19 protein-coding genes are annotated in these 24,276 nt (G+C 70.3%); 8 read left to right on the forward strand and 11 right to left on the reverse strand.

The window, feature by feature from the left end; genetic code table 11:
- The first annotated feature begins 132 nt into the window (after positions 1–132).
- Positions 133–5,580 (forward strand): fibronectin type III domain-containing protein, encoded by a 5,448-nt coding sequence (locus SM116_RS04150; protein WP_320943203.1) that lies wholly within the window; start codon positions 133–135, stop codon positions 5,578–5,580.
- Positions 5,581–5,661: 81 nt separating this feature from the next.
- Here the strand turns inward: SM116_RS04150 and pgm are convergent, their stop codons facing one another.
- The 3 genes from pgm to SM116_RS04165 are packed head-to-tail and all read right to left on the reverse strand — an operon-like array spanning position 5,662 to position 9,119.
- A complete protein-coding gene (gene pgm, locus SM116_RS04155) occupies positions 5,662–7,305 on the reverse strand; it encodes a phosphoglucomutase (alpha-D-glucose-1,6-bisphosphate-dependent) (RefSeq protein WP_320943204.1) in 1,644 nt (547 codons plus the stop codon).
- A gap of 48 nt (positions 7,306–7,353) precedes the next feature.
- Positions 7,354–8,619, reverse strand: a complete 1,266-nt coding sequence (locus SM116_RS04160) for an MFS transporter (RefSeq protein WP_320943205.1) — start codon at positions 8,617–8,619, stop codon at positions 7,354–7,356.
- Positions 8,616–9,119: a MarR family winged helix-turn-helix transcriptional regulator gene (locus SM116_RS04165; protein ID WP_320943206.1), complete on the reverse strand. Its 504-nt coding sequence runs from the start codon at positions 9,117–9,119 to the stop codon at positions 8,616–8,618. Before SM116_RS04165 ends, SM116_RS04160 begins: the two co-directional genes overlap by 4 nt.
- 67 nt (positions 9,120–9,186) lie before the next feature.
- Here SM116_RS04165 and pheA point away from each other — a divergent pair, with 67 nt between their 5' ends.
- Positions 9,187–10,143 (forward strand): prephenate dehydratase, encoded by a 957-nt coding sequence (gene pheA, locus SM116_RS04170; protein ID WP_320943207.1) that lies wholly within the window; start codon positions 9,187–9,189, stop codon positions 10,141–10,143.
- A gap of 156 nt (positions 10,144–10,299) precedes the next feature.
- Here the strand turns inward: pheA and SM116_RS04175 are convergent, their stop codons facing one another.
- From SM116_RS04175 to SM116_RS04190, 4 genes are all read right to left on the reverse strand, one after another.
- Positions 10,300–10,893 (reverse strand): nitroreductase family protein, encoded by a 594-nt coding sequence (locus SM116_RS04175; RefSeq protein WP_320943208.1) that lies wholly within the window; start codon positions 10,891–10,893, stop codon positions 10,300–10,302.
- A 133-nt stretch (positions 10,894–11,026) separates the two neighbouring features.
- Positions 11,027–12,094, reverse strand: coding sequence for a threonine aldolase family protein (locus SM116_RS04180; protein WP_320943209.1), 1,068 nt, complete (start codon positions 12,092–12,094; stop codon positions 11,027–11,029).
- A gap of 105 nt (positions 12,095–12,199) precedes the next feature.
- Positions 12,200–13,819 carry an FAD-dependent oxidoreductase gene (locus SM116_RS04185; protein ID WP_320943210.1) on the reverse strand — a complete coding sequence of 540 codons (1,620 nt, stop codon included), beginning with the start codon at positions 13,817–13,819 and terminating at the stop codon, positions 12,200–12,202.
- Positions 13,820–13,944: 125 nt separating this feature from the next.
- Complete coding sequence (locus SM116_RS04190; RefSeq protein WP_320943211.1) at positions 13,945–15,462, reverse strand: DUF6421 family protein; 1,518 nt, start codon at positions 15,460–15,462, stop codon at positions 13,945–13,947.
- Between the two features lie 185 nt (positions 15,463–15,647).
- On the opposite strand from SM116_RS04190, the gene SM116_RS04195 reads away from it, so the two are divergent.
- Positions 15,648–16,091 carry an Lrp/AsnC family transcriptional regulator gene (locus SM116_RS04195; RefSeq protein ID WP_320944094.1) on the forward strand — a complete coding sequence of 148 codons (444 nt, stop codon included), beginning with the start codon at positions 15,648–15,650 and terminating at the stop codon, positions 16,089–16,091.
- A 30-nt stretch (positions 16,092–16,121) separates the two neighbouring features.
- Positions 16,122–17,399 (forward strand): aspartate aminotransferase type Ic, encoded by a 1,278-nt coding sequence (locus SM116_RS04200; RefSeq protein ID WP_320943212.1) that lies wholly within the window; start codon positions 16,122–16,124, stop codon positions 17,397–17,399.
- A gap of 2 nt (positions 17,400–17,401) precedes the next feature.
- Here SM116_RS04200 and SM116_RS04205 read toward each other — a convergent pair whose 3' ends face one another.
- From SM116_RS04205 to SM116_RS04215, 3 genes are read right to left on the reverse strand one after another with little or no spacing between them, the layout of a single operon-like run.
- Positions 17,402–18,418, reverse strand: coding sequence for a TIGR03842 family LLM class F420-dependent oxidoreductase (locus SM116_RS04205; protein ID WP_320943213.1), 1,017 nt, complete (start codon positions 18,416–18,418; stop codon positions 17,402–17,404).
- A gap of 4 nt (positions 18,419–18,422) precedes the next feature.
- The gene (hydA, locus tag SM116_RS04210) at positions 18,423–19,859 is read right to left on the reverse strand and encodes a dihydropyrimidinase (RefSeq protein WP_320943214.1); all 1,437 of its coding nucleotides are present in this window, start codon (positions 19,857–19,859) and stop codon (positions 18,423–18,425) included.
- Between the two features lie 17 nt (positions 19,860–19,876).
- The gene (locus SM116_RS04215; protein WP_320943215.1) at positions 19,877–20,725 is read right to left on the reverse strand and encodes a nitrilase-related carbon-nitrogen hydrolase; all 849 of its coding nucleotides are present in this window, start codon (positions 20,723–20,725) and stop codon (positions 19,877–19,879) included.
- Between the two features lie 122 nt (positions 20,726–20,847).
- On the opposite strand from SM116_RS04215, the gene SM116_RS04220 reads away from it, so the two are divergent.
- The 3 genes from SM116_RS04220 (at position 20,848) to SM116_RS04230 (ending at position 23,156) form a co-directional block, all read left to right on the forward strand.
- The gene (locus tag SM116_RS04220) at positions 20,848–21,999 is read left to right on the forward strand and encodes a sensor histidine kinase (protein ID WP_320943216.1); all 1,152 of its coding nucleotides are present in this window, start codon (positions 20,848–20,850) and stop codon (positions 21,997–21,999) included.
- Positions 21,996–22,634: a response regulator transcription factor gene (locus tag SM116_RS04225; protein ID WP_320943217.1), complete on the forward strand. Its 639-nt coding sequence runs from the start codon at positions 21,996–21,998 to the stop codon at positions 22,632–22,634. Before SM116_RS04220 ends, SM116_RS04225 begins: the two co-directional genes overlap by 4 nt.
- A 117-nt stretch (positions 22,635–22,751) precedes the next feature.
- On the forward strand, positions 22,752–23,156 hold the full coding sequence (locus SM116_RS04230; RefSeq protein ID WP_320943218.1) for a VOC family protein: 405 nt from the start codon (positions 22,752–22,754) through the stop codon (positions 23,154–23,156).
- 6 nt (positions 23,157–23,162) lie between these two features.
- Here the strand turns inward: SM116_RS04230 and SM116_RS04235 are convergent, their stop codons facing one another.
- The gene (locus tag SM116_RS04235; protein WP_320943219.1) at positions 23,163–23,636 is read right to left on the reverse strand and encodes a winged helix-turn-helix transcriptional regulator; all 474 of its coding nucleotides are present in this window, start codon (positions 23,634–23,636) and stop codon (positions 23,163–23,165) included.
- Positions 23,637–23,741: 105 nt separating this feature from the next.
- Between SM116_RS04235 and SM116_RS04240 the strand changes: the two genes are divergently transcribed.
- Complete coding sequence (locus SM116_RS04240) at positions 23,742–24,254, forward strand: SRPBCC family protein (protein ID WP_320943220.1); 513 nt, start codon at positions 23,742–23,744, stop codon at positions 24,252–24,254.
- The last annotated feature ends 22 nt before the right edge of the window (positions 24,255–24,276 follow it).

Here is a 24,276-nt window from a genome sequence, read left to right on the forward strand (position 1 = left end):
TATCACCTCACTGCGAATCAGTGCGATCGCGATCGTTTCTGTTCGATTCGATTCCGCCCCGGTGCACGGCGGTGGACGATGTCACCGCAGAAGGAGATCGCCTCGTCGTGGAGGCGGAGAACGGAGACAGAGATGTCGGAGGCGACGACGCCCCGTGCCGGCTTCGGACGGAAGGCCCGCAGGGCCGCTTTGACCGTGGCCGTGAGCGCCGCGGTGGTCGCGGCATCCATCGGGTTCCCGGCGATCGCCGAGGCGGCGGTGACCGATCCCGTCGTCGTCACGCTCAACGGCTCCGACGTGGCCACCGCCGCGAAGAACGTCAACGGCCTCACCTTCAAGGGCTTCGGCCTGCTGTCGGGCAACTCGACGAGCTCGCTGCTCATGGATTACAAGGCCCAGCATCCCGAGCAGTACTGGCAGCTGATCCAGACGCTCTTCGGCGGCTCGAACCCGATCATGAACACCGTCAAGATCGAGATGGGCAACGACCGCAACACGTCGACGGGTCCCGAGGCCGCGACCATGCGCACCCGCGCCGAGTACCCGAACGTACAACGGGAACCCGGGTTCCAGCTCGCGGCCGACGCGCAGAAGGTCGCGAAGGGCACGGTGCACGTCAGCCTCCTGCGGTGGAGCCGCCCGACGTGGGTGACCTCCGATGCCGACCAGTACATCTGGTTCAAGAACACCGTGCTCGCCGCCTACCGCGAGTACGGCATCATGGTCGACTCGATCAACCCCGACACGAACGAGACCGGCAGCCCGAACATCGCGCTGTACGAGTCGTTCTCCGGGTGGCTCCGCACCGACGTGAAGGGCTACGAGGGCGCCACGGCCGGCGACCCCAACAACGGCTTCCAGAGCTCCCAGGAGCAGCAGCTCTTCCACAGCATCAAGACCATCGCGGCCGACACCGTGGGCACGCCGCCCCTGTCGTTCGGCAACGCGATGACCGGCACCGACGCCACGCTGCGCAACGCCGTCGACGTCGTCGGCTTCCACTACAGCAGCGCCGACGACGCCAACGGCAACATGAAGAAGCTCGCGCAGCAGTTCGACAAGGAGGTCTGGAACTCCGAAGGGCAGTCGACCTTCTCGAGCTCCGCCGACCGGCCGAACAACAACGCGAACAACGAGGCCGGCGGCAGCGGCACCCAGTTCGGCGGCACGAACAGCGCGCTCGAGATGGGCAACTGGATCACGACGGGGTTCGCCGCATCCAACCGCACGTTCAGCATCTTCCAGCCCGCGATCGGGTCGTTCTACGACGGCATGCAGTACTCGTCGAAGGAGCTGGTGAGCGCCCGCGACCCGTGGTCCGGCTGGATCTCCTACGACGGCGGCCTGGACGTCCTGGCCCAGTTCACGCAGTTCGCGAAGCTCGGGTGGGAGAACTCGGACAACACCGCCGGCATCTGGCGGGCGATCCCGCAGGCCTCGGCGAGCCAGCTCGGCACGGGCAACCCGCCGAGCGGCGCCCGCACCGGCGGAGCGTCGTACACGACCCTCGCGGCACCGGATGCGTCGGACTTCTCGACCGTCATCGTCAACGACAGCTCCTACACCCGGACGTACCGGATCGCCGCGAACGGTCTCAGCCTCGGTGACGACAAGACGATGGAGCTGTGGGAGACGCGGGCGGCGGATGCGGGCCAGCCGTACGACGCGAACTACCTGAAGCCGGTGGACGAGATCCAGCCCGCGGCCGACGGCTCGTACACGTTCACGGTGAAGCCGTGGTCTGCGCTGACCGCGACGACACTGGATCACGCGACGAAGGCCGCCGACGGCACCCTCACGCCGAAGGCGGGCTACGGCAACACCCTGCCGACGTCGAAGGAGTACACGGCGGCGGACGGCGGTCGGGACGTGCTGGACACCGACGCGACGGGGAGCACGAACGGGGTGACCGACGACGCGTACCTGTACGACGACGACTTCGACTACGCGAACTCGGGGAACGTCAAGACCTACGACGCGGCGACCGGAAAGCTCGTCGACAGCGGCGAGTCGTACCTCGACAGCCGAGGGGCGAAGGCGAAGCCGGCCGGGACCCCGGGAGTGGCGACAGCGGACAACGGCGCGACCCCCCGCTACACCGACGACACGAACGGGGCCTTCGAGTCGGTGTCGACCGCCGACGCGGCCCACGGCCGCGTCCTGCGGCAGCAGGTCGGCCCCGGCATGGCGGGCAGCGCCTGGAACTCGGGCGACCCGAAGACCACGATCGGCGACGGTCGCTGGGCCAACTACACCGTGTCGGCCGACGTGCAGTTCGAGGCCACGGCATCGGGCCAGTACGCCACGATCGGGGCACGCGAGCAGGGCGGCACCGCGAACGGGCAGAACGTGTCGGCGGCTGAGCTCAAGGTCGACCCGACCGGCGCCTGGACGTTCATGCGCTTCGGCACGACCGTCGCCAGCGGCACAGTCGCGGGCAACGCCGCCGTCCCATTCACGGCCGGCGCGGGCGTCTGGAACACCCTCGCGGTGACAGTCGCGGGCAGCGTCTACAGCGCCTCGATCAACGGCAGGCAGGTGGCGACCTACACGGATGCGTCGCCCCAGGCGACCGGCCGCATCCAGCTCGGGTCGAGCTTCAACTTCGTCGACTTCGACAACCTCAAGATCACGACCGTTCCCGGGTACACGCCGTACTACGCACAGCTCATCGACGGCATGCACCAGACCAGCTGGGCCGACCGCTCGACGCCGGTGCTGCAGTTCGACAGCGGCTGGAGCAGCATCAACGGCCAGGGCATGTTCGAGTACCAGCGCACGGCGTCCAACAGCACGCGCCAGGGCGCCGCGATGACCTTCACGTTCACCGGCACGGGCCTCGACCTCATCGGCACCAACACCGGTCAGCCGACGCTGAACGTCACGGTCGACGGCACGCAGCTGCTGGCAGGCGCTCCCACGTTCGCCGCCGGCAGCGAGCGCACCGCGTTCGAGCTGCGCGGCCTGAAGAACGGCACGCACACGGTGGTCATCTCCACCGCCAACGCGAGCCCGATCGACGTCGACGCGGTCGGCGTGATCACGGCTGACGCCGACGCGAGCAAGGTCGACACGACGGCCCTGGCCGGGGCGGTCGCGAAGGGCGACGCACTCACCGCGGGCGACTGGGGAGCGGACTCCTGGGCGCTCGTGAGCGCGGCGCTGACGGGTGCCCGCGCAGCCGTCGCCGACCCCGCCGGCTTCGGCCTCGACGCCGAAGGGGCAGCGGCGATCATCGCTCGCCTCACGTCCGCGATCGCCGCGCTCGTTCCCAAGGACGTCAGCACCGACGTCCGCGACCTCGGCATGACCGCGGTCGCCACGGCCGGTCGTGCGCTGCCGACGACCATGGCGATCGACGGCTCGGACCTCGCCGTGACGTGGGATGCCGCATCCCTCGCGAGCGTGGCCTCCACCGCAGAGCTCGGCACGTTCACGGCCACGGGACGCACGACCGACAAGACCTCGGCCGGGGTGTACCAGCGCTTCACCGTCACCGTGCTGATGGTGCCGGGCAGCCTGGCGTACTTCATCGACTCGGGCGCCTCGGCGACCACGGGAGCGTCGGCGTACTCGTCTGTCGCGGCCCTGTACCCGCGGCTGCAGAACGGCGTGCCGGACCAGAAGTGGGACGGCACGACCGCGGGCTCGACGTGGGGCTATTCCACAGCGGCGACCACCGTCGCCGCGGGGACGCCGGCCGACTGGGGCTCCAGCTACGTCGGCGCCGACTTCAGCAAGCCGGTGACGTACCACCTGAGCCTGCCCGCGGGCAGCTACAACGTGGTGGGCGTGCAGGCGCCGCGCGCCGGCCTGACGACGAACATCTACTCCAAGGTGGGCGTCCGCGGCGGCACGGCGACGACCCAGACGGCGGTGTCGACCGGCGCTGCGACGCCGATCGCGCAGCGCATCACGCTGGACGCGCCCGCCGTCGTCGACCTGGAGTTCGGCACGAACGGCACGAGCGGCTACAACGCCCGACTCGCCCTCGTCTACGTCCAGACGCTGCCGCGCGATCTCGGTGTGCAGGGGACGCTCGGCCTGACCGATGCACTCCCGCACACCGTGAAGGTGGGCGGCGTGGACACGGCCGTGACGTGGGACGACGCATCCATCGCCCGTCAGCGCACGCTGTACGGCAAGCTGCCCGTCTCGGGCACGATCGGGGCCGACGAGGTGGCCGTGGTCGCCTCGTACGAGGTGATCCCGAAGGGGGTCGTCTACTTCATCGACTCGGGCACGAACGGCGTCGCATCGCCCGAGTACTCGGCGGTCGCGCAGGCGGTGCCGAGCCTGCGCAACGACAAGGTCGACCAGGCGTCGACGACGGCCGGCCAGTGGGGCTACGACGCCACCGGGATGGTGACGAAGGGCTCGACGGACATCAACGACAAGTACTCCACCGGCCTGTACCAGAACACGACGAAGCTCATCTACCACCTGCCGCTTCCGGCCGGGACCTACACGCTGACCGGCGGATTCACCGAGTGGTGGAACGTCACGCGGCCCATGTACCAGACGGTCTCGGTGAACGGGACGGAGCTCGCGAAGGGAAGCATCGCGCTCTCCGGCTCGAGCACCCCGCTGACGGCGGACCTCACGTTCACCCTCGCCCAGCCCGCGACCGTCGACTACCTCGTGACCAACGAGGGAGCCGGCAGCTCGATGCCGGTCATCTCGTGGCTCGCCGTCGCCGACATCACGAAGCCGGCCGCCCCGACCGACGTGGAGGCGGTCGTGGCCGGGGACACGTCGGTCACCGTCTCGTGGACCGCCTCGTCGCCGACCGGCCTGGGGTTCACGGGCTATCGGGTGTACGAGGCGGATGCCACCACCCCGGTGTGCACCACCGCCGACACCTCGTGCACCATCACGGGCGTCGACCTCGGCTCCACGCACACCTACACGGTGTCGGGCGTGAACCAGCTCGGCGAGGGCGACGCCTCCGCCGCATCCGCTCCTGTCACGCTGCCAGAGGTGGCGTCGAACGACGGCGCGACCTCCGCGCCGGGCAAAGCGGTGCTCTCCTCGGACGACGGGTGGGACACGGGCCTCAAGGACGGCACGTTCGACATCACGATGAACCTGTGGTGGGGCGTCAACGGGCAGCTGTTCAAGCTCTACCGGGACGGCACGCTCGTGACGTCCGTGCGCCTGCCGATGATGTCGCCGCTCGCGCAGCAGGCGGTCGTGCACATCGACGGGCTGAAGAACGGCACCTACACCTTCACCGGACAGCTCGAGAACTCGAAGGGGACGACGGCGACCCAGACGCTCACGGTGAAGGTGACGGATGCGTCGCCCGGAACGCCGGTGCTCTCGGCGAGCACGCCGCGCTCCGACGGCTCGTTCACGCTCTCGGCCGACATGTGGTGGGGGACGAACGCGACCTCCTACACCTTCCGCGAGGGCGCCACCGTGATCGGCTCCGGCAGCCTGACGGCGGCCACGCCGGGTGCGCAGCACGCGTCCGTCGATGTCGCCGGCGCGGCGATCGGGACGCACACCTACACGGTGACGTTCACGAACGCCGCCGGCGAGACGACGAGCAAGCCGCTCAGCGTGAAGGTCCGCTGACCCCGGTCGGCGGGCAGACCGAACCGGCCCGGATGCGCGTGGCGAGCATCCGGGCCGGTTCGGTGTCTGCGGCGGCGGGCCTCAGGCCTCGCCGAGCGCCTCGTCGACGACCTCGCGCGCCTCGACCTGCACACGGGCGAGGTGCTCGGGGCCGCGCAGCGACTCTGCGTACAGCTTGTAGACGTCCTCGGTGCCCGACGGGCGGGCGGCGAACCAGGCGTCGTCCGTCTGGACCTTGAGACCGCCGATCGCGGCCCCGTTGCCCGGTGCGTGCGAGAGCTTGGCGGTGATGGGCTCGCCGGCGAGCTCGGTCGCGGTGACGGCGTCGGGGGAGAGCTTCGACAGCGCGGCCTTCTGGGCCGGCGTGGCCGGCGCATCCACCCGCTGATACGCAGACGAGCCGAACTCCGCCTCGAGCTCCGCGTACCGCTGCGACGGTGTCTTGCCCGTCACCGCGAGGATCTCCGAGGCGAGCAGGCACAGCAGGATGCCGTCCTTGTCGGTCGTCCAGACGCCGCCGTCCATGCGGAGGAACGAGGCTCCCGCGGACTCCTCGCCGCCGAAGGCGACGGAGCCGTCCAGCAGACCCGGGACGAACCACTTGAACCCGACCGGCACCTCGAGGAGCCTGCGGCCGAGGGAGGCGGCGACCTTGTCGATGATCATCGACGAGACGAGCGTCTTGCCGATCGCGGCATCCTGCGACCAGCCCGGCCGGTGCGAGTACAGGTAGTCGATCGCGACGGCGAGGAAGTGGTTGGGGTTGATGAGTCCCGCATCCGGCGTGACGATGCCGTGGCGGTCGGCATCCGCGTCGTTCCCGGTGAGGATGTCGTACTCGGACCGGCGCGCGACGAGTCCGGCCATGGCCGACGGCGACGACGGATCCATGCGGATCTTCTCGTCCCAGTCGAGCGTCATGAACTTCCACGTCGGGTCGACGGTCGGGTTGACGACCGTGAGGTCGAGCTCATACATCTCGCCGATGAGCGACCAGTAGTCGACGGATGCGCCCCCCATGGGGTCGGCGCCGATCCGGATGCCGGACTTCTTGATCGCCTCCATGTCGATGACGTTCACGAGGTCGCGCACGTAGGCGTCGCGGAAGTCGTACTCGCCGATCTTGTCGGAGTCGATGTCCGACCACTTGGTGCGCTTGACCCCCTCGAGGTCGGCGGCGATGAGCGCGTTGGCGCGATCCGCGATCCAGCCGGTCGCGTCGGTGTCGGCCGGGCCGCCGTGCGGGGGGTTGTACTTGAAGCCGCCGTCGCGCGGTGGGTTGTGGCTCGGCGTGACGACGATGCCGTCGGCGCGGCCGGGGTCGTCGGCATCCCGCCCGCGGTTGTAGGTGAGGATCGCGTGGCTCACGCCCGGCGTCGGCACCCACGAGTCGCGGGCGTCCTGGCGGACGTCGACGCCGTTCGCGACGAGCACCTCGACCGCGCTGCGCTCGGCGGGCAGCGACAGGCCGTGGGTGTCGCGGCCGAGGAACAGCGGGCCGTGGATGCCCTGCTCGGTGCGGTAGTCGACGATCGCCTGGGTGGTGGCGAGGATGTGGACCTCGTTGAAGCTCGTCGACAGCGATGAGCCGCGGTGGCCGCTGGTGCCGAACGCCACTCGTTGTTCAGGAACCGAGGGATCGGGCTTCCTGTCGTAGTAGGCGTTGATCAGCTCGTCGACGTCGATCAGATCGGATGCTTCGGCAGGATGTCCAGCTCGGCTCATGGTGCAAGTCTGCCCCGATCCGGCCGCGAGGTCACGTCGGCTGTGCGCTCATGTCGCGGGTTCCGCAGCGGAGGCAGCGCGTGATCCCAGCCTCCAGCGACGCAGGCGCGGCGTCGCCCCGGCGATCGCGCCCGCACCGGCGACGCACGCGAGGCCGCCGAGGATGCAGCTGACCGCGCCGGACGTGGCACCCGCGATGACGCCGGCGCGGAGGTCGCCGAGGCTCGGGCCGCCCGCACCGACGAGGTAGTCGAGGGAGCTGACACGCCCGCGAAGGGCGTCGGGGGTCGCCGTCTGCACGATCGTGCCGCGGCTGACGACCGTGAAGGTGTCCGCCGCGCCTGCGGCCACGAGCGAGAGGAGGGCCAGCGGGAGGGTCGGGCTCGCCCCGAACGCCGCCGTGGCGGCTCCCCAGACGGCGCAGGAGGTCAGCATGATGAGCCCCTGCCGCGGGTATGCCGTGAGCCGGCCGGAGAAGAGGCCGGCGATCACGCCGCCGAGACCGATCGCGGGAAGCATGAGGCCGAGCGTGAGCGGAGAGCCCCCGAAGCGCTCGGCGTTGATGACCGGGAAGAGCGCGGCGGGCAGCGCCAGGACCATCGCGCAGATGTCGACGAGGAACGCGCCGAGAATGACGGGCGTGCGCACGACGAACTGCAGCCCGCCGAGGATGCGTGCCCGCTCGGGCTCGGCGCCGTCCGTCGTCGCAGCGCGCGGCACGTGCCGGGGGAGCCGGGAGATGCCCCACAGCGCGGCGACGAACGTCACGGCGTCGACGACGAGGCAGGCGCCGACGCCGACGGTGGCGACCAGCACGCCGCCGATCGCCGGTCCCGTGAGAAGGGCCAGCTGGCCGGCGAGCCGGGTCAGCGCCAGTCCCGCGGAGAGGTCGGTGCCGGCCAGCAGCATCGGCGGGACGGTCTGGGCGACCGGCGCGCTGAGCGACGAGAGCGCCGCGTTCAGCGCGATCATCACGAACAGGATCGGGATGCTGCGCACCCCGCCGATGACGATCGTCGCCGTGCCGACGCTGACGACCAGCTGCCCGGAGCGTGCCCACAGCAGGATCGCGCGCCGGTCGACGGTGTCGGCGAGGTGCCCGCCGATGAGGCCGAAGAGGACGAGCGGGATCGCCACGACGAGCCCGACGAGACCCACGACGACGGCGGAGCGCGAGACGTCCCACACGAAGTAGAGCAGGGCGAACGACGACATGCTGCCGCCGAACTGCGAGATCGCGGTGCCGGCCCAGAACGCGCGGAACGGCCGGCTGGTGCGCAGCGGGCGCAGGTCGACGAGGTACGAGCGGATCACGCGCGCCGCCCCTCCAGATGGCGGCGGACGCGATCGGCGAAGGACTCGCGGTCGAGGGCGGCGTCGACCTCCGCGACCAGAGCGCCGAGCGGCATGGTCAGCTCGGCGTCGAGCTCGGCCACGGCGGCCTCGGTGGCGTACCACTCGTCCCACAGGAGCGGCGCGAGACGCCGCCCCTTCGGGGTCAGGGTCACGACGCGGGAGCGCGCATCCTCGCCGGGCTCGGAGGTCACGAGGCCCGCCTTCTTCATCGCCGTCACGGACTGGCTCATCGCCGAGTGCGTGACCCCGCAGCGCTCGGCGAGCGAGCGGATCGTCGCATCCTCGTCGGCGAGGAACATCACCGCCATGCTGAAGCGCGTGCTGACCCCTTCGATGCCGAGCTCGTCGTAGAGGTCGCCGAGGCTGGCATCCATGCGCTTGCGCATCGTCGCAAGCGGTCGCCAGACGCTGGGCAGTTCTTCGATGGATGCCGGCCGCCGCTGCTGATCAGATGTCACAGCGCTAATATAACAGCGCTGATAGAAATACGCCACCGCGGCAGGATGCCGCTACTAGGCTTGCGGGGTGAGCGAAGAGCCCCTGGAATCCCGTCGCGTCTACAGCTATCTCGGACCCGCGGGCACCTTCACGGAGGCCGCGCTCGCGCAGGTCCCCGAGGCCCGCGGCCAGGAGTGGCGTCCGGTGCGCAACGTCGGCGAGGCTCTCGCCGACGTCGTCGAGGGGCGTTCGAACGCAGCCATGATCGCGATCGAGAACTCGGTCGACGGCGGCGTCACCACGACGCAGGACGCCCTGGCGACGATCCCCGGGCTGCGGATCGTCGGCGAGTATCTCGTGCCCGTGAACTTCGTGCTGGTCGCCCGGCCGGGGACGCGGCTCGAGGACGTCACGGTGGTCGCCGCGCACCCGGTGGCCTACGGGCAGTCGCTGCAGTGGCTGACGACCAACATCCCGGGCCACGAGCACCTTCCGGCGGCCAGCAATGTCGCGAGCGCGCTCGGCATCGCGGAGGGCACGAGCGGTGCGGATGCCGCCGTCGCCGCTCCCGGCGTCGTCGCGCACCACGAGTACGAGGTGCTGGCGGAGGACATCGGCGACAACTCCAACGCCGTGACGCGCTTCGTGCTCGTCAGCCGCGTCGCACCGCCGCCGGCGCCCACCGGCGCCGATAAGACCTCGCTCATCGTCGAGCTGCCCGAGGACCACCCCGGCGCCCTGCTCGATCTGCTCGAGCAGTTCGCGACCCGCGGCATCAACCTGTCGCTCCTGGCCTCCCGTCCCATCGGCGACGAGCTCGGCCGGTACCGGTTCGTCATCGACGCCGACGGGCACATCGAGGACGAGCGCATGGCCGACGCCCTCCTGGGCCTGCGCCGCTTCAGCCCCAAGGTCGTCTTCCTCGGCTCCTACCCGCGCGCCGACCGGGTCATCATCCGCTACCCCCAGCGCTACTCCGACGAGGTCTTCGTCGAGGCGCGCGACTGGCTGCGCGGCCTCATCGCCGGCGAGCCCGAGGTCTGATCACCGCAGCCCCCAGCACATGCCGGGGGCGGCCGCGGCCCTTCCCCTGCGCAACAGCGGTGATCCGGCGGATATCGGGCAGCCAACGCAGGATCGCCCTATTTCCGCCGGATCACCGCCAATCCGCCGGATCGCAGCAACCGGCCTTCGGGCGACTCAGGCGCTGCGGAGCACGAGCTCGTCGAGCGTCAGGCGCTGGCGGGGAGCCACCTCGCGCTCGCGCAGCGCGTCGGGCAGCGCATCCACGTCTCCGGGCACGCCGAGCGCGATCACCGAGACGACCTTGAGGGTCTCGCCGAGGCTGAAGGCGGCCTTGAGCGCCTCGCCGTCGAAGCCGCCCATCTGGTGGGTGTGCAGGCCCTCGTGCTGCGCCTGCACCGAGAGGTGCGCGACGGCCTGGCCGAGGTCGTAGGTCGCCCACGGGCGCTCGCGGCCCTCGGCATCCGTCGTCTCGGCGATGTTGACGATGAGCACGGCGGCCGAGTCGGCCCATGCCTGGTTGAAGCCCATCAGCGCGTCGTGGATCGCGGTGAACTCCGAGGATCCCCGGTGTGCCACCACGAAGCGCCACGGCTGCGAGTTGTTGGCGGAGGGCGCCCAGCGGGCGGCCTCGAGGAGCACGTCGACGACGTCGGGCGAGACGACGGCGTCGCGATCGTACGCGCGGGGGCTCCAGCGCTCGACGAGGGCGCCGATCAGGGGGGCGTCGGTCTGGGCGAAACGGGGGGCGATATCGGATGCGAGGGGCATGGCCGTCTTTCTCGAGGGGGATGCCGGGACCTCATCGGCCCGTTTGGTTGACGCGTCAATCTAACCGCGTCGACCCTATGGGTATTCCGAGAGCGCGGAGGAATCCGTCATCCCCCGAGCGGCGGACCGGGCGTCAGCCGCCGGTGATCTCCGCGATGGCCGCGACGAACGCGTCGATGTCGTCCTCGGTGGTGTCGAACGAGCACATCCAGCGGACCTCGTTGCGCGACGCATCCCAGTCGTAGAAGCGGAAGTGCTCGCGCAGCCGGTCCGCCACGCCGTCGGGGAGCGTCGCGAACAGGCCGTTGGACTGCGTCTTCTGGGTGAACGCGACCCCGCGGATCGAGCCGTCGGCGATGCCCGCCTCGACTCCGGTGCGCAGGCGCTGCGCCATCGCATTGGAGTGCCGCGCGTTGCGCAGCCACAGGTCGTTCTCGAGCAGCGCGACGAGCTGGGCCGACACGAAGCGCATCTTCGACGCGAGCTGCATGTTGAGCTTGCGAAGGTAGGTGAGACCCGTGGATGCCTCGGGGTTCAGCACGACGATCGCCTCGCCGAGCAGGGCGCCGTTCTTCGTGCCGCCGAAGCTCATCACGTCGATCCCCGCATCGCGCGTGAAGGCGCGCAGCGGCAGGTCGAGGGCGGCGGCCGCGTTGGAGATGCGCGCCCCGTCCATGTAGACGCGCATGCCGAGCGCGTGCGCGTGGTCGGTGATGGCGCGCAGCTCCTCGACGGAATAGAGCGTGCCGAGCTCGGTCGACTGCGTGATCGCGACGGCCAGCGGCTGCGCACGGTGCTCGTCGCCCCAGCCCCACGCCTCGCGGTCGATGAGCTCGGGAGTGAGCTTGCCGTCGTCGGACGGCACGTTGAGGATCTTGATGCCGGCGACGCGCTCGGGCGCCCCGCCCTCATCCACGTTGATGTGCGCGGTGGATGCCGCCACGACGGCGCCCCAGCGGGGGAGCATCGACTGGAGTCCCGTGACGTTCGCACCGGTGCCGTTGAACACCGGGTACGACTCGACGCCCTCGCCCAGGTGCTCGACGAACAGCTCCTGCAGGCGCTCGGTGTACGCATCCTCGCCGTACGAGATCTGGTGGCCCTCGTTGGCGGCGGCGATGGCGGCGAGCACCTCGGGGTGCACGCCCGAGTAGTTGTCGGAGGCGAAGCCGCGGACGGCGGTGTCGTGGATCGTGGTCACGATCCACCAGCCTAAGTCGTCGGGCCTCTGGCTGGCATCGGAGGGTGAGCGACCGTGCACCCGCCGTGGTGCGGTGGTCGAATGGGCCGAGGGGAGTGAGTGCGGTCAGCGTGCGAGCGCGAGGTACTGGTGCACCTGGGCGATGGCCATGCCGCCCTCGCCGACAGCCGCCGCGACCCGCTTCACCGAGCCCGACCGGACATCCCCCACGGCGAAGATCCCGGGCGCGCTCGTCTCGAGCCCGAACGGGCGGCGGTCGGACGTCCACTGCGGGGTGGCCGCCGCATCCCCGCCCGTCGGGATGTAGTGGTGCTCGTCGCGGGCGATCTGCGCGGGGAGCCAGTCGGTGACCGCATCCGCCCCGATCATCACGAACAGGACGGCGTAGGGACGGGTCGTCGTCTCGCCGGTGGCCCGGTCGATGACGTCCACGGCCTGCAGACTGCGCTCGCCGTGCACGCCCACGACCTCGCTGCGCGTCTCGACACGGATGTCCTCGTTGGCCGCGATCTGGTCGATGAGGTACCTCGACATGCTGGCGTCGAGCGACTCGCCGCGCACCAGCAGCGTGACGGACCGCGCGAAGCGCGAGAAGAAGATCGCCGCCTGCCCGGCCGAGTTGCCGGCGCCGACGATCGCGATGTCGGCGCCCCGGGCGACGGTCGAGTCGCTCCGGGCGGCGCCGTAGAAGACGCCGTTGCCGAGGAAGCGGTCGATGTCGGGAACGGGCAGCCGCCGCCACGCCACGCCGGTCGAGATGATCACGACGGGCGCGCTGAGCGTCTCGCCGCCGTCGAGGACGATCTGCTCGCGCTCCGGGCGCAGGGCCTCCGCCGTGCGCGTGACGACGATCTCTGCGCCGAGGCGCCGGGCCTGCCGCAGCGCCCGGCTCGCCAGGTCGTCGCCGGAGATGCCGAACGGGAAGCCCGTGTAGTTCTCGATCCGAGTGCTCGTGCCCGCCTGGCCGCCGGGCGCGAGGCACTCGATGACCAGCGTGCGCAGCCCTTCGGCGGCGGCGTTCACGGCCGCGGTGAGCCCGCACGGACCGGCGCCGAGGATCACGACGTCGTAGCGTCCTGATGACGGCTCGATCTCGAGTCCGACGAGCTTGGCGATCTCGCGCAGCGCGGGCCCCTCGAACCGCCGGCCGTTCGGGAGCTCGATGATCGGGTAGGCCGCGGCATCCACCTCGTCCGGAATCGTGACGCGGTCGAACGGCACCTGATTGCGCGTGAGGAACACCACGGCCTCGCGGGTGGCGGCATCCGAGCGCGGTGCGATCACCCGCGCGGCAGCCTCGGGCTGCTCCGCGGCGACCGCCTGCAGCCAGTCCAGATACCGGCGGGCGAGGGATGCGACGAAGGCCGGCACCGACGGAGCCATCGACGCGAGCGTGTAGAACACCTGGGGGTCGAGCCGGATGATCCGCGTCGGCTCCGCCGCCCGCCCGCTCGCCGGGAAGGGCGTGCTCAGGGTCATCGGCACCTCGCCGAAGAACATCCCCGGCCGTCGCTCCCCGATCACGCGCTCCTCGCCGTTGACGACCTTCGTCAGCTCGGCGCGACCGTCGATCACGACGAAGAACGCGCGGTCGTCACCCTCGTGCGCGAAGTACTCGCCCGGGGCGAGGTGGATGTCCTCGACCGAGGTCGCGAGATAGTCGATCGCCGCCTGCGGCAGCTGCGCGAAGGCCTTGATGCCGCGCAGCTCCGCCGCGGTGATCATGTGCGGGTGCCGGCGGTCATGCGCTGAAGATAGCGACAGCGCCGACGGCGGTCAACGGACCTGGGTCCGCGTCGGGAACGACGAAGCGCGCCGAGCCCCCAGCACCCGGCGCGCTTCGAGGTCTGTCAGACGTCGCTCCCGCGGATGCCCGCGGTCGACTCGATCACCGGCTTCATCTTCTTGTCGAGCGCCTCGAAGAACATCGAGAGCGGGAACTCGTCATCCATCACGGCATCCGTGTAGCCCTTCGGCGGGCCGGCGAGGATCTCATCCGGCAGCCCGCGCGCCCACGCCGAGGCGGGATTCGGGGTCAGCGTGCTGCGCACGAGGTCGTAGGCGGCCAGCCAGTGCGCCGTCTTGGGCCGGTCGATCGACTGCCAGTAGAGGTGGTCGATCGCGTCGCCGAGGGCGACGACCGCGGCCGGCACGGCATCCCAGTCGAACGTCAGCGCGGTGTCGGTCCAGTGCAGCACGCCCCGCTGGTGCAGCCAGGCGAACAGGAGTTGACCGCCGAGGCCGTCGTAGTTGCGCACGCGGCTGCCGGTGATCGCGAACCGGAAGATGCGGTCGAAGATCACCGCGTACTGCACGAGCTTCGCGTGCTGCAGCATCTCGTGCTCGGTCGACCCCTCGACAAGCTCGGGGACCGAAGAGCCGAGGCCGGGGACCGAAGAGCCGAGCTCGGGGACCGAAGAGCCGAGCTCGAGGACCGCAGAGCCGAGCTCGGGGACCGAAGAGCCGAGGCCGGCGACCGAAGAGAGGCGCTTCTCGATCGCGACGCACTCGCGGTAGGCGGTGAGGTCGCAGCGCAGCTCCTCGAGCGAGTACAGGAAGTACGGCATCCGCTGCTTGATCATGAACGGGTCGAACGGCAGGTCGCCGCGCATGTGGGTGCGGTCGTGGATGATGTCCCACATCACGAACGTCTTCTCGGTGAGCGCCTGGTCGTCGAGCATCGCGGCGGCGTCGGCGGGCAGGTCGAGCTTCGTGATCTGGGACGCCGCGCGCACGACGCGGCGGTAGCGGGCGGCCTCGCGGTCCTGGAAGATGGCGCCCCACGTGAACGTCGGGATCTCGCGCATCGCGACCGTCTCGGGGAAGAGCACCGCCGAGTTCGTGTCATAGCCCGGCGTGAAGTCGACGAGGCGCAGCGACACGAAGAGCCGGTTCGTGTACTCCGTCTCGAGCTGCGCGATGAACTCGGGCCAGATGACCTCGACGAGCAGCGCCTCGACGTGGCGGTTCGACGACCCGTTCTGCGTGTACATCGGGAAGACGACGAGGTGACGGATGCCGTCCACGCGGTGCTGCTGCGGCTGGAAGGCCACGAGCGAGTCGAGGAAGTCGGGAACGCCGAAGCCGCCCGCCATCCATCGCTCGAAGTCGACGGGCAGCGCGTCGAGGTACGCGGCATCGTGCAGGAACAGCGGGGCGAGGGCGCGGATGCTGCGCACGATCGTCTCGACGAGCTCGGCGGCGCGAGCCCTGTCGCCCTCGGCCGGAACACTGCCGTCCTGCGCCTGCAGGCCCTGAAGCTCGGTCGCGGCATCCTTCAGCGCGAGCCAGGCGACGGAGTTCTCGACGTCCTCGACGACCTCTGGCTCGCCGATGATCACCTGGTCGTGCGCGTGGGTGAGGGACATGGGGGAAACCTCCGATCGTGGAGTCTGGCCGCGCTCGCGGCGTGATGTACGGAACATTTCCGGTGAAGAGGCCCGGATGCCGATAATCTTACGGCATGACCGTCCCCCCGCCCACTCCGAACAGCGCGGGCGCGCTGCCCGAGGCCTCGCGGCGCGTGGGCCTGGCCGCGCCCACGCCGGAGCGTCTGGACGCTCCCGACGCCGTCATCGTGGCCGCGATCTCACGCAACGCGCGAGCGACGCTGTCGGAGCTGTCGGCCGAGGTCGGGCTGTCCGTGTCGGCCGTGCAGGCGCGGCTGCGCCGCCTCGAGTCGCGCGGCGTCATCTCGGGCTACCGGCCGATCCTCGACGCCGAGGCGGTGGGCAAGCCGCTGTCCGCCTTCGTCGAGATCACGCCACTCGACCCCGCCCAGCCCGACAACGCGCCCGAGCTGCTCGAGCACCTCGACGAGATCGAGGCCTGCCATTCGATCGCGGGCGACGCCAGCTACATGCTCTTCGTGCGCGTCGCGTCGCCGCGGGAGCTGGAGCGGCTCATCCGCGACATCCGGCTGGCGGCCAACGTGCGCACGCGCACGACGATCGTGCTGCAGACCTTCTACGAGAACCGGCCCATCGCACCGGCGTGAGCAGGCGCGCGCCCCGGTAGAGTCGCGGGCGTGACCACCCCCGCAGAGGCTCCCGACCGTTCGTCCGCGCTCGACCTCGACGCCTGCCGCGCGGCGTACGCCGAGCTGCAGGCGCTCGGACTTCGCCTCGATCTGACCCGCGGCAAGCCGTCGGCCGAGCAGCTCGACCTGTCCCGCGACCTGCTCGAGCTACCCGGGCGCGACGCCTTCACCGCCGCCGACGGCACCGACGTGCGCAACTACGGCGGCCTGGACGGCCTCCCCGAGCTCCGCTCGATCTTCGCCGAGCTGCTGAACGTCCCCGTCGCGCAGCTGCTGGCACAGGGCAACGCGACTCTCACGCTGATGTACGACACCCTCGCGTACGCGATGCTCTTCGGGGTTCCGGGCTCGCCGCGGCCGTGGTCGCGCGAGGAGGCCGTGGCCTTCATCTGCCCCGTGCCGGGTTACGACCGGCACTTCGCCGTGACCGAGGAGCTCGGCATCCGGATGATCCCCGTCCCGATGACGGCGGACGGCCCGGATGCGGAGGCCGTCGCGGCACTCGTCGCCGACGACCCCCGGATCAAGGGCATGTGGGTCGTGCCGACCTACGCGAACCCGGACGGCTCGACGGTGACCACCGAGGTCGCGCGTCGCCTGGTGTCGATGCCGACGGCCGCGCCCGACTTCCGGATCGTGTGGGACAACGCCTACGCCCTGCACCACCTCACCGACGAGCAGACGCCGTCGGCCGACGCGCTGCGCCTGGCCGCCGAGGCCGGGAATCCCGATCGCGTCCTGATGTACGCGTCGACCTCCAAGATCACCTTCGCCGGCGCCGGCGTCTCCTTCATCGGCGCATCCCCGGACAACATCGCGTGGTTCCGCAGGCACCTGGGCATCCAGTCGATCGGCCCGGACAAGGTCAACCAGCTGCGGCACGCACTGTTCTTCCGCGACGCCGACGGTGTGCGGGCGCTCATGCAGGAGCACCGCCGCATCCTCGCGCCGAAGTTCGCGGCCGTGCAGCGCGTGCTCGAGGCGCGTCTCGGCGGCCTCGGCATCGCATCCTGGACCACGCCGAAGGGCGGCTACTTCGTGTCGCTCGACGTCGTGCCCGGCACCGCGTCGAGGGTCATCGAGCTGGCGAAGGCGGCGGGCGTCGCGCTGACCCCCGCGGGGTCGACGTTCCCCTACCGGCACGACCCCGACGACCGCAACATCCGGCTCGCGCCGAGCATGCCGCCGCTCGACGAGGTGCAGAAGGCGATGGATGCCGTGGCCACCTGCGTGCTCCTCGCGGCCGCCGAAGCGGCGGCCGGGTGACCTCAGCGCTTCGCGGTCACGTGCGCTGACAGCGCGGGGATGACGGTCTCGCCGTACACGCGCATCGTCTCCTCCTTGCTGTCGTGCTGGAGGTAGCCCGCGAACTGCGTGACGCCGAGGTCGCGGAGCTGTTCGAGCTTCGCGATGTGGTGCTCGGCGGAGCCGAGGATGCAGAACCGGTCGACGATCTCGTCCGGGACGAAGTCGACGTGGTCGTTCTCCGCCCGGCCGTGCGTGTTGTAGTCGTAGCCGCTGCGACCCTCGATGTAGGCGGTGAGCTCGTCGGGGACGGCGCCGTGGTGCCCGTACTTCGCGACGATGTCCGCGATGTGGTTGCCGACCATGCCGCCGAACCAGCGGCACTGGTCGCGCATGTGCTCCCAGTCGGTGCCGATGTACATGGGGGCGGCCACGCAGAAGGCGAGCGCGTCGGGGTCGCGGCCGGCGGCGGCCGCGGCATCCCGCACCGTCGTGATCATCCACGCGGCGATGTCGACGTCCGCGAGCTGCAGGATGAAGCCGTCGCCGACCTCGCCGGCGACCTTCAGGGCGAGCGGGCCGTACGCGGCGACCCACACATCGAGGGTCGAGCCGCGGCTCCACGGGAACTGCAGGGTCGCACCGTTGTACTCGACCGGTCGCGAGTTCGCGAGCTCGCGGATGACGTGGATCGACTCGCGCAGCTCCGCCATCGTCGTCGGCTTGCCGTTGGTCACCCGGACCGCGGAGTCGCCGCGGCCGATGCCGCAGATCGTCCGGTTGCCGTACATCTCGTTGAGGGTCGCGAACACGGATGCCGTGACCGTCCAGTCGCGAGTCGCCGGATTCGTCACGAAAGGCCCGACGACGATGCGCTTGGTCTCGGCGAGGATCGCCGAATGGATCACGTAGGGCTCCTCCCACAGGAGGTGCGAGTCGAAGGTCCACACGTGGCTGAACCCGTGCGCCTCGGCGAGCTTCGCGAGCTGCACCGTGCGCGCGGCGGGCGGGTTCGTCTGCAGGACGACGCCGAAGTCCATCGGGCTACACCAGGTACTGCGAGAGGCCGCGCTTGAGGAAGCGGCCGTCGCCCTTGGCGCCGAGGTACGCGCCGCCGTCGACGATGACCTTGCCGCGCGACAGCACGGTGTCGACGTGACCGTCGATCTCGAAGCCCTCCCACGCGGAGTGGTCCATGTTCATGTGGTGGGCTTTGCCGAGCCCGATCGACGTGTGCCCCTCGGGGTCGTACACGACGATGTCGCCGTCGGCGCCCGGCTGGATCACGCCTTTCCTGCCGTACATGCCGAACATGCGGGCGGGGGTCGTGGACGTCAGCTCCACCCAGCGCTCGAGGGTGATACGCCCCGTCACGACCCCCTGGTACATCAGGTCCATCCGGTGCTCGATCGACCCGATGCCGTTCGGGATCGCGCGGAAGTCGCCGCGCCCGAGCTCCTTCTGATCCTTCATGCAGAACGGGCAGTGGTCGGTCGAGACCATCTGCAGGTCGTTCGTCCGCAGCGCCTGCCACATGTGGTCCTGGTGACCCTCGGCGCGCGAGCGCAGCGGGGTCGAGCACACCCACTTCGCGCCCTCGAACGAGCCCCATTCGTCGCTGGATGCGCCGAGCTGCTCCTCGAGCGACAGATAGAGGTACTGGGGACACGTCTCGCCGTACACGTTCTGCCCGCGATCGCGGGCCGCGGCCAGCTGCTCGACCGCCTGCTTCGCGCTCACGTGCACGACGTAGAGCGGGGCGCCGGTGAGGTGCGCGATCATGATCGCGCGGTGCGTCGCCTCCTCCTCCATCTCCCAGGCGCGCGCGATGCCGTGGAAGTACGGGTCGGTCTTCCCCTGCTCGACGAGCTGAGCCGCGAGCACGTCGATGACCGGCCCGTTCTCGGCGTGCATCATCGTCAGCATCCCGGTGTCGCGCGAGACCTGCATGGCCTTCAGCACCTGCGCGTCGTCGGAGTAGAAGACGCCCGGATACGCCATGAAGAGCTTGAAGCTCGTGATGCCCTCGTCGACGAGGCCCGGCATCGCGGCCAGGGCCTCCGCATCCACACCGCCGATGATCTGGTGGAACCCGTAGTCGATCGCGCAGTTCCCCGCGGCCTTCTCGCGCCAGGCGGCGAGCCCGTCCTGGACGCGCTCGCCGTACCGTTGGACGGCGAAGTCGACGATCGTCGTGGTGCCGCCCCAGGCTGCCGCGCGCGTGCCCGTCTCGAAGGTGTCGGACGCCTCGGTGCCGCCGAACGGCAGCTGCATGTGGGTGTGGGCGTCGATGCCGCCCGGGATCACGTACTTGCCGGTCGCGTCGATGACGGTGTCGACGGATGCGGCGAGGTCCGTGCCGAGCAGCTGCGAGCCCGGCGCGAGCACCGCGGCGATGGTCTCGCCGTCGACCAGGACGTCTGCGGGAGTGCTGCCGGTCGCCGATACGACGGTCCCGCCGGAGATGAGGGTGGTGGCCATGGTGCTCCTCGATCCGCTCAGGGTGCCGTGATGTCGCCGTAGGTGTCGGGCCGGCGATCGCGATAGAACTGCCAGTCGTCGCGCATCGCCTGCACGAGGTCGAGGTCGAGGTCGCGCACGAGCAGCTCCTCGTGCTCGCTCGAGCCGCGCTCGCCGACGAAGTTGCCCCGCGGGTCGATCACCTGGCTCGTGCCGTAGAAGTCGACGGCGAGGTCGCCGTACTCGTTGTCCTCGCGGCCGACCCGGTTGGGCTGCAGCACGAAGTACCCGTTCGCGACGGCGGCGCACGGCCCTTCGACCTCCCACAGCCGGTTCGAGAGACCGGGCTTGGTCGCATTGGGGTTGAAGACGATGTGCGCGCCGTTGAGGCCGAGCTCGCGCCATCCCTCGGGGAAGTGGCGGTCGTAGCAGATGTACATCCCGACCTTGCCGATCGCGGTGTCCCACACGGGGTAGCCGAGGTTGCCGGGGCGGAAGTAGAACTTCTCCCAGAACCGGTCGAGGTTCGGCAGGTGGTTCTTGCGGTACTTGCCGAGGATCGTGCCGTCGGCATCCACCAGCACCGAAGTGTTGTAGTAGACGCCGGTCTGCGCCTCCTCGTAGATCGGCAGCACCATGACCGTGCCGAGCTCCTTCGCGACCGCGGCGAAGCGCTGCACGATCGGGCCGTCGGCGGCCTCCGCGAACCGGTAGTACTTCTTGTCCTGTGTGATGCCGAAGTAGGGCCCGTAGAAGAGCTCCTGGAAGCACACGACCTGGGCGCCCTGCGCGGCGGCATCCCGTGCGAATCCCTCGTGCTTGTCGAGCATGGAATCCTTGTCGCCCGTCCACGTGGTCTGGCTGATCGCCGCTCGCACCGTCGTCATCGCATCCCCGCTCTCGTCGTTTTGCCCGTGTCCGCACCGTAGAGCCTGCGAGCGAGGTCCGGCAAGGGGGATACATCGCCAGACGGATGCGGCCCGCATCCGCACTCGCGTAGCGTCGAGGCGTGATCCGTCAGCTCTCGACCCGCCAGCTCGTGACGGACATCATCGTCGCGGCGGTGTTCTTCCTGCTGACCGGGTTCGTCGGCATCGCGGGCTCGATCGTGACCTTCCACGCCATGGCCACCGTGCTCGTCGGGATGGTCATGGCGGGCGCCCTCGCCGTGCGCCGGCTCTCGCCGGGACTCGCCCTCGCGATCGCCTGGGGCGGAGCCTTCGTGCAGATGGGCGCGGGCCTGGACCCGATGGCGAGCAACGCGGCGATCCTCGGTGTGCTGTACGTGACCGCGGCCTACGGGACGCGGCTCGTCTTCTGGCTCGGCTTCGCCTCGGCCATCGTCGGCGCGTTCGTGATCACGGTGTACCTGTACCTGCTGCGCAACGCGTTCGGGCTCCAGATCAGCTGGCAGAACGTGACGCTCGCCGGGTTCATGTGGATCGCGGCATCCTTCGGCCTCCTGCTGTGCTGGACGATCGGCGCCCTCGTGCGCACCGCCCGTCGCGCCCGCGAGAACCGCGCGGCGCAGATGCGCGCCGAGAGCGAGGCGGCCTCGGAGCAGGAGCGCGTGCGCATCGCCCGCGACATGCACGACGTCGTGGCGCACTCGCTCGCCGTCGTCATCGCCCAGGCCGACGGCGCACGGTACGCGGCTGCGACCGATCCGACGGCGGCGACGGGCGCGCTGGAGACCATCTCGACGACGGCGCGCGCGGCGCTGGCCGACGTGCGACTGCTGCTCACGCAGCTGCGGCATTCGCAGGGCGAGGGTCCGCAGCCGACGCTCGCCGACCTCGACGCGCTGTACGGGCAGGTGCGCGCCGCGGGGGTCGACCTTCGGGTCACCGTGGATCCGGCGCCGCTGGCCGACCCGCCCGCCGCGATCCAGCTCGCCGTCTACCGCATCCTGCAGGAGGCGCTCACGAACGCGCTGCGCCACGGCGGATCGCCCGTGGAGGTGAACCTGTCGTGGCACCCCGACCGGGTGGAGCTCGTCGTCCGCAACCGCCTGGGCGCCGGCGCCGAACCGGGATCGGGGCACGGGGTCATCGGCATGCGCGAGCGGGCCCAGCTCGCGGGCGGTGCGCTGGAGGCCGGGGAGGATGCCGGGTCCTTCGTCGTCCGCGCCACCCTGCCGGCCCGGATCGTGGTCGCATGATCCGCGTCGCGCTCGTGGACGATCAGGCACTGTTCCGCGCCGGCGTGCGGATGCTCGTCGATTCCCAGCCCGACCTCGAGGTCGTCGGCGAGGCGTCGGACGGATCCGAAGGCGTCGCGATCGTCCGTGCGACGCGGCCGGACGTCGTGCTCATGGACATCCGGATGCCCATCATGGACGGGCTCGCGGCGACCGCCGAGCTGCTGCGAGACGCCGCGCCCCCGCGCGTCGTGATGCTGACGACGTTCGACCTCGACGAGGCGGCCGCGCGGGCGATCCGGGGAGGTGCGAGCGGGTTCCTCCTGAAGGACGCCGACCCGGAGTTCCTGCTCGCGGCCATCCGCACCGTGCACGCCGGCTCGGCGGTGATCGCGGCGTCGGCCACCCGCGACCTGTTCGCGCACTTCGCGGATCCTGTGCCCCGCGCCGTGCCCGAGGAGTACGCGGCCCTGACCGACCGCGAGCGGGAGATCTTCGCGCTCGCGGCGCGCGGCCTCAGCAACGCCGAGATCGCCGCGCGCGAGTTCCTCTCCGAGGCCACCGTGAAGACGCACATCAGCCGCATCCTCGCGAAGCTCGGCCTGCGCGATCGCGTGCAACTCGTCGTCTTCGCCTTCGAGCACGGCCTGACCTGACGGGCGCCCTGCACAACTCCACGGATCTCAGCGCCGCGGCCCCGTCACGGGCGCCGACGGGGCTTCTCCATCCCGGATCCGTGGAGTTGTGCAGACCGAATCGAGCAGAATCGGGGCATGGAACTGCAGCTCAGCATGGTGGTCCTCGAGGTGGGCGACCTCGAGGCGTCGATCCGCTTCTACCGCAGGCTCGGCCTCGACCTCCCGGATCCGGACCCGAAGCGGCCGATGGTGATCCACCGGATGGGAAGCGGTGTGAGCCTGCTCCTCATGAAGGGATTCGCGCCGGCCTACGACCCGGCGTGGACGCCGCCGTCGGGCGGCTACTCGCAGATGCTCGAGTTCTACGTCGGCGAGGATGCGGCCGTGGACAGCACCTTCGACGACCTCGTCGCCGCCGGCTATCACGGCCGGATGGCGCCCGCCCAGACCGTCGGCCCGTACGCCGCCATGGTGGACGACCCGGACGGCAACGTCATCCTGCTGACCTCCGACGAGGCGGGATCGTCTGAGGGATCCTGAGTCCGCTCAGCCGGCGCGCGTGCCCCCGCGGCGGTTCGCGAGGTACTCGGCCGGCATTCCCGGTCCGATGCGCGCGGAGACCTCAGCAGCCGGCACCACGCCGTGCGCCTCGCACACCGCGGCGGCATGCACGGCCTCACCGCACCCGTCGTGCGCGTAGAGGATCGGCGGATCGACGGGGGATGCCCACTCGTCGCCCCACTCGGTCAGGGCCATGAGGGCGATGCCGAGCGCGCCGCCCTTCTCCGTCAGCACGTAGTCGGCGAAGCCTTGGCGCTGCATGATGCCGGCCTCGACGAACGACTCCAGCCGTGATGTCAGGACGTTCGTGGCGATGCCGAGGTTGTGCTGGAAGTCCCCGAACCGCGTGACCCCGGCGAAGAGCGCGTCGCGGATGATGAGCAGGCTCCAGCGCTCGCCCACGACCTCGAGCGATCGTGCGATCGAGCACACCTGCGTGTCGTACGTCCGGCCGAGCATGGTCCGACGTTACCACTTGCGTCATGCAAGCGACAGCGCTACCGTGACTTGCATCACGCAAGTCACTGCATCCGTCGACGGATGCCGACGCAAGGGAGCACGCACATGTCCGCGGACTACACGACCACCATCACCGTCGCCGCGACGCCGCAGCAGGCGTACGACGCGATCAGCGACGTCTCGGGCTGGTGGGGGCGCATCACCGGGCGCACGACCGCCGTCGGCGACGAGTTCGTCTACGTCGTGCCGGGCCTGCACTACTCCGGCTTCCGGGTCACCGAGCTGGAGCCCGGCCGTCGCATCGCGTGGCTCGTCACCGGGAGCCACGTCGACTTCGTCGACGACAAGCAGGAGTGGAACGGCACGACGGTGCGGTTCGGGATCGAGCCGACGGATGCCGGCACCGCCGTGACGTTCACCCACGAAGGGCTCACCCCGGAGGGCGAGTGCTACGGCGCTTGCTCGAACGCCTGGAGCATGTTCGTCAACGGCAGCCTCAAGACGTTCATCGAGACCGGCCAGGGCACGCCCTACCTGTTCGCCGGCGACGAGGCGCTCACCGGCGACGACCACGAGGAGCTGCACCGCCAGGTGCGCGAGTCGATCGCCGCCCGCTGACGTCATCCTTGCGATGTACACG

It is taken from the genome of Microbacterium rhizosphaerae (assembly GCF_034120055.1).
Classification (GTDB): Bacteria; Actinomycetota; Actinomycetes; order Actinomycetales; family Microbacteriaceae; genus Microbacterium; species Microbacterium rhizosphaerae.

Bases quoted from the DNA above. Each gene is read 5' to 3' on its own strand.
- SM116_RS04150 (WP_320943203.1), top strand. From the start codon at position 133: ATGTCGGAGGCGACGACGCCCCGTGCCGGCTTCGGACGGAAGGCCCGC.
- pgm (WP_320943204.1), bottom strand. From the start codon at position 7,305: ATGAGCCGAGCTGGACATCCTGCCGAAGCATCCGATCTGATCGACGTC.
- SM116_RS04175 (WP_320943208.1), bottom strand. From the start codon at position 10,893: ATGCCCCTCGCATCCGATATCGCCCCCCGTTTCGCCCAGACCGACGCC.
- SM116_RS04185 (WP_320943210.1), bottom strand. From the start codon at position 13,819: ATGATCACCGCGGCGGAGCTGCGCGGCATCAAGGCCTTCGCGCAGCTG.
- SM116_RS04190 (WP_320943211.1), bottom strand. From the start codon at position 15,462: ATGTCCCTCACCCACGCGCACGACCAGGTGATCATCGGCGAGCCAGAG.
- SM116_RS04205 (WP_320943213.1), bottom strand. From the start codon at position 18,418: ATGGACTTCGGCGTCGTCCTGCAGACGAACCCGCCCGCCGCGCGCACG.
- hydA (WP_320943214.1), bottom strand. From the start codon at position 19,859: ATGGCCACCACCCTCATCTCCGGCGGGACCGTCGTATCGGCGACCGGC.
- SM116_RS04215 (WP_320943215.1), bottom strand. From the start codon at position 20,725: ATGACGACGGTGCGAGCGGCGATCAGCCAGACCACGTGGACGGGCGAC.
- SM116_RS04225 (WP_320943217.1), top strand. From the start codon at position 21,996: ATGATCCGCGTCGCGCTCGTGGACGATCAGGCACTGTTCCGCGCCGGC.
- SM116_RS04230 (WP_320943218.1), top strand. From the start codon at position 22,752: ATGGAACTGCAGCTCAGCATGGTGGTCCTCGAGGTGGGCGACCTCGAG.
- SM116_RS04235 (WP_320943219.1), bottom strand. From the start codon at position 23,636: ATGCTCGGCCGGACGTACGACACGCAGGTGTGCTCGATCGCACGATCG.
- SM116_RS04240 (WP_320943220.1), top strand. From the start codon at position 23,742: ATGTCCGCGGACTACACGACCACCATCACCGTCGCCGCGACGCCGCAG.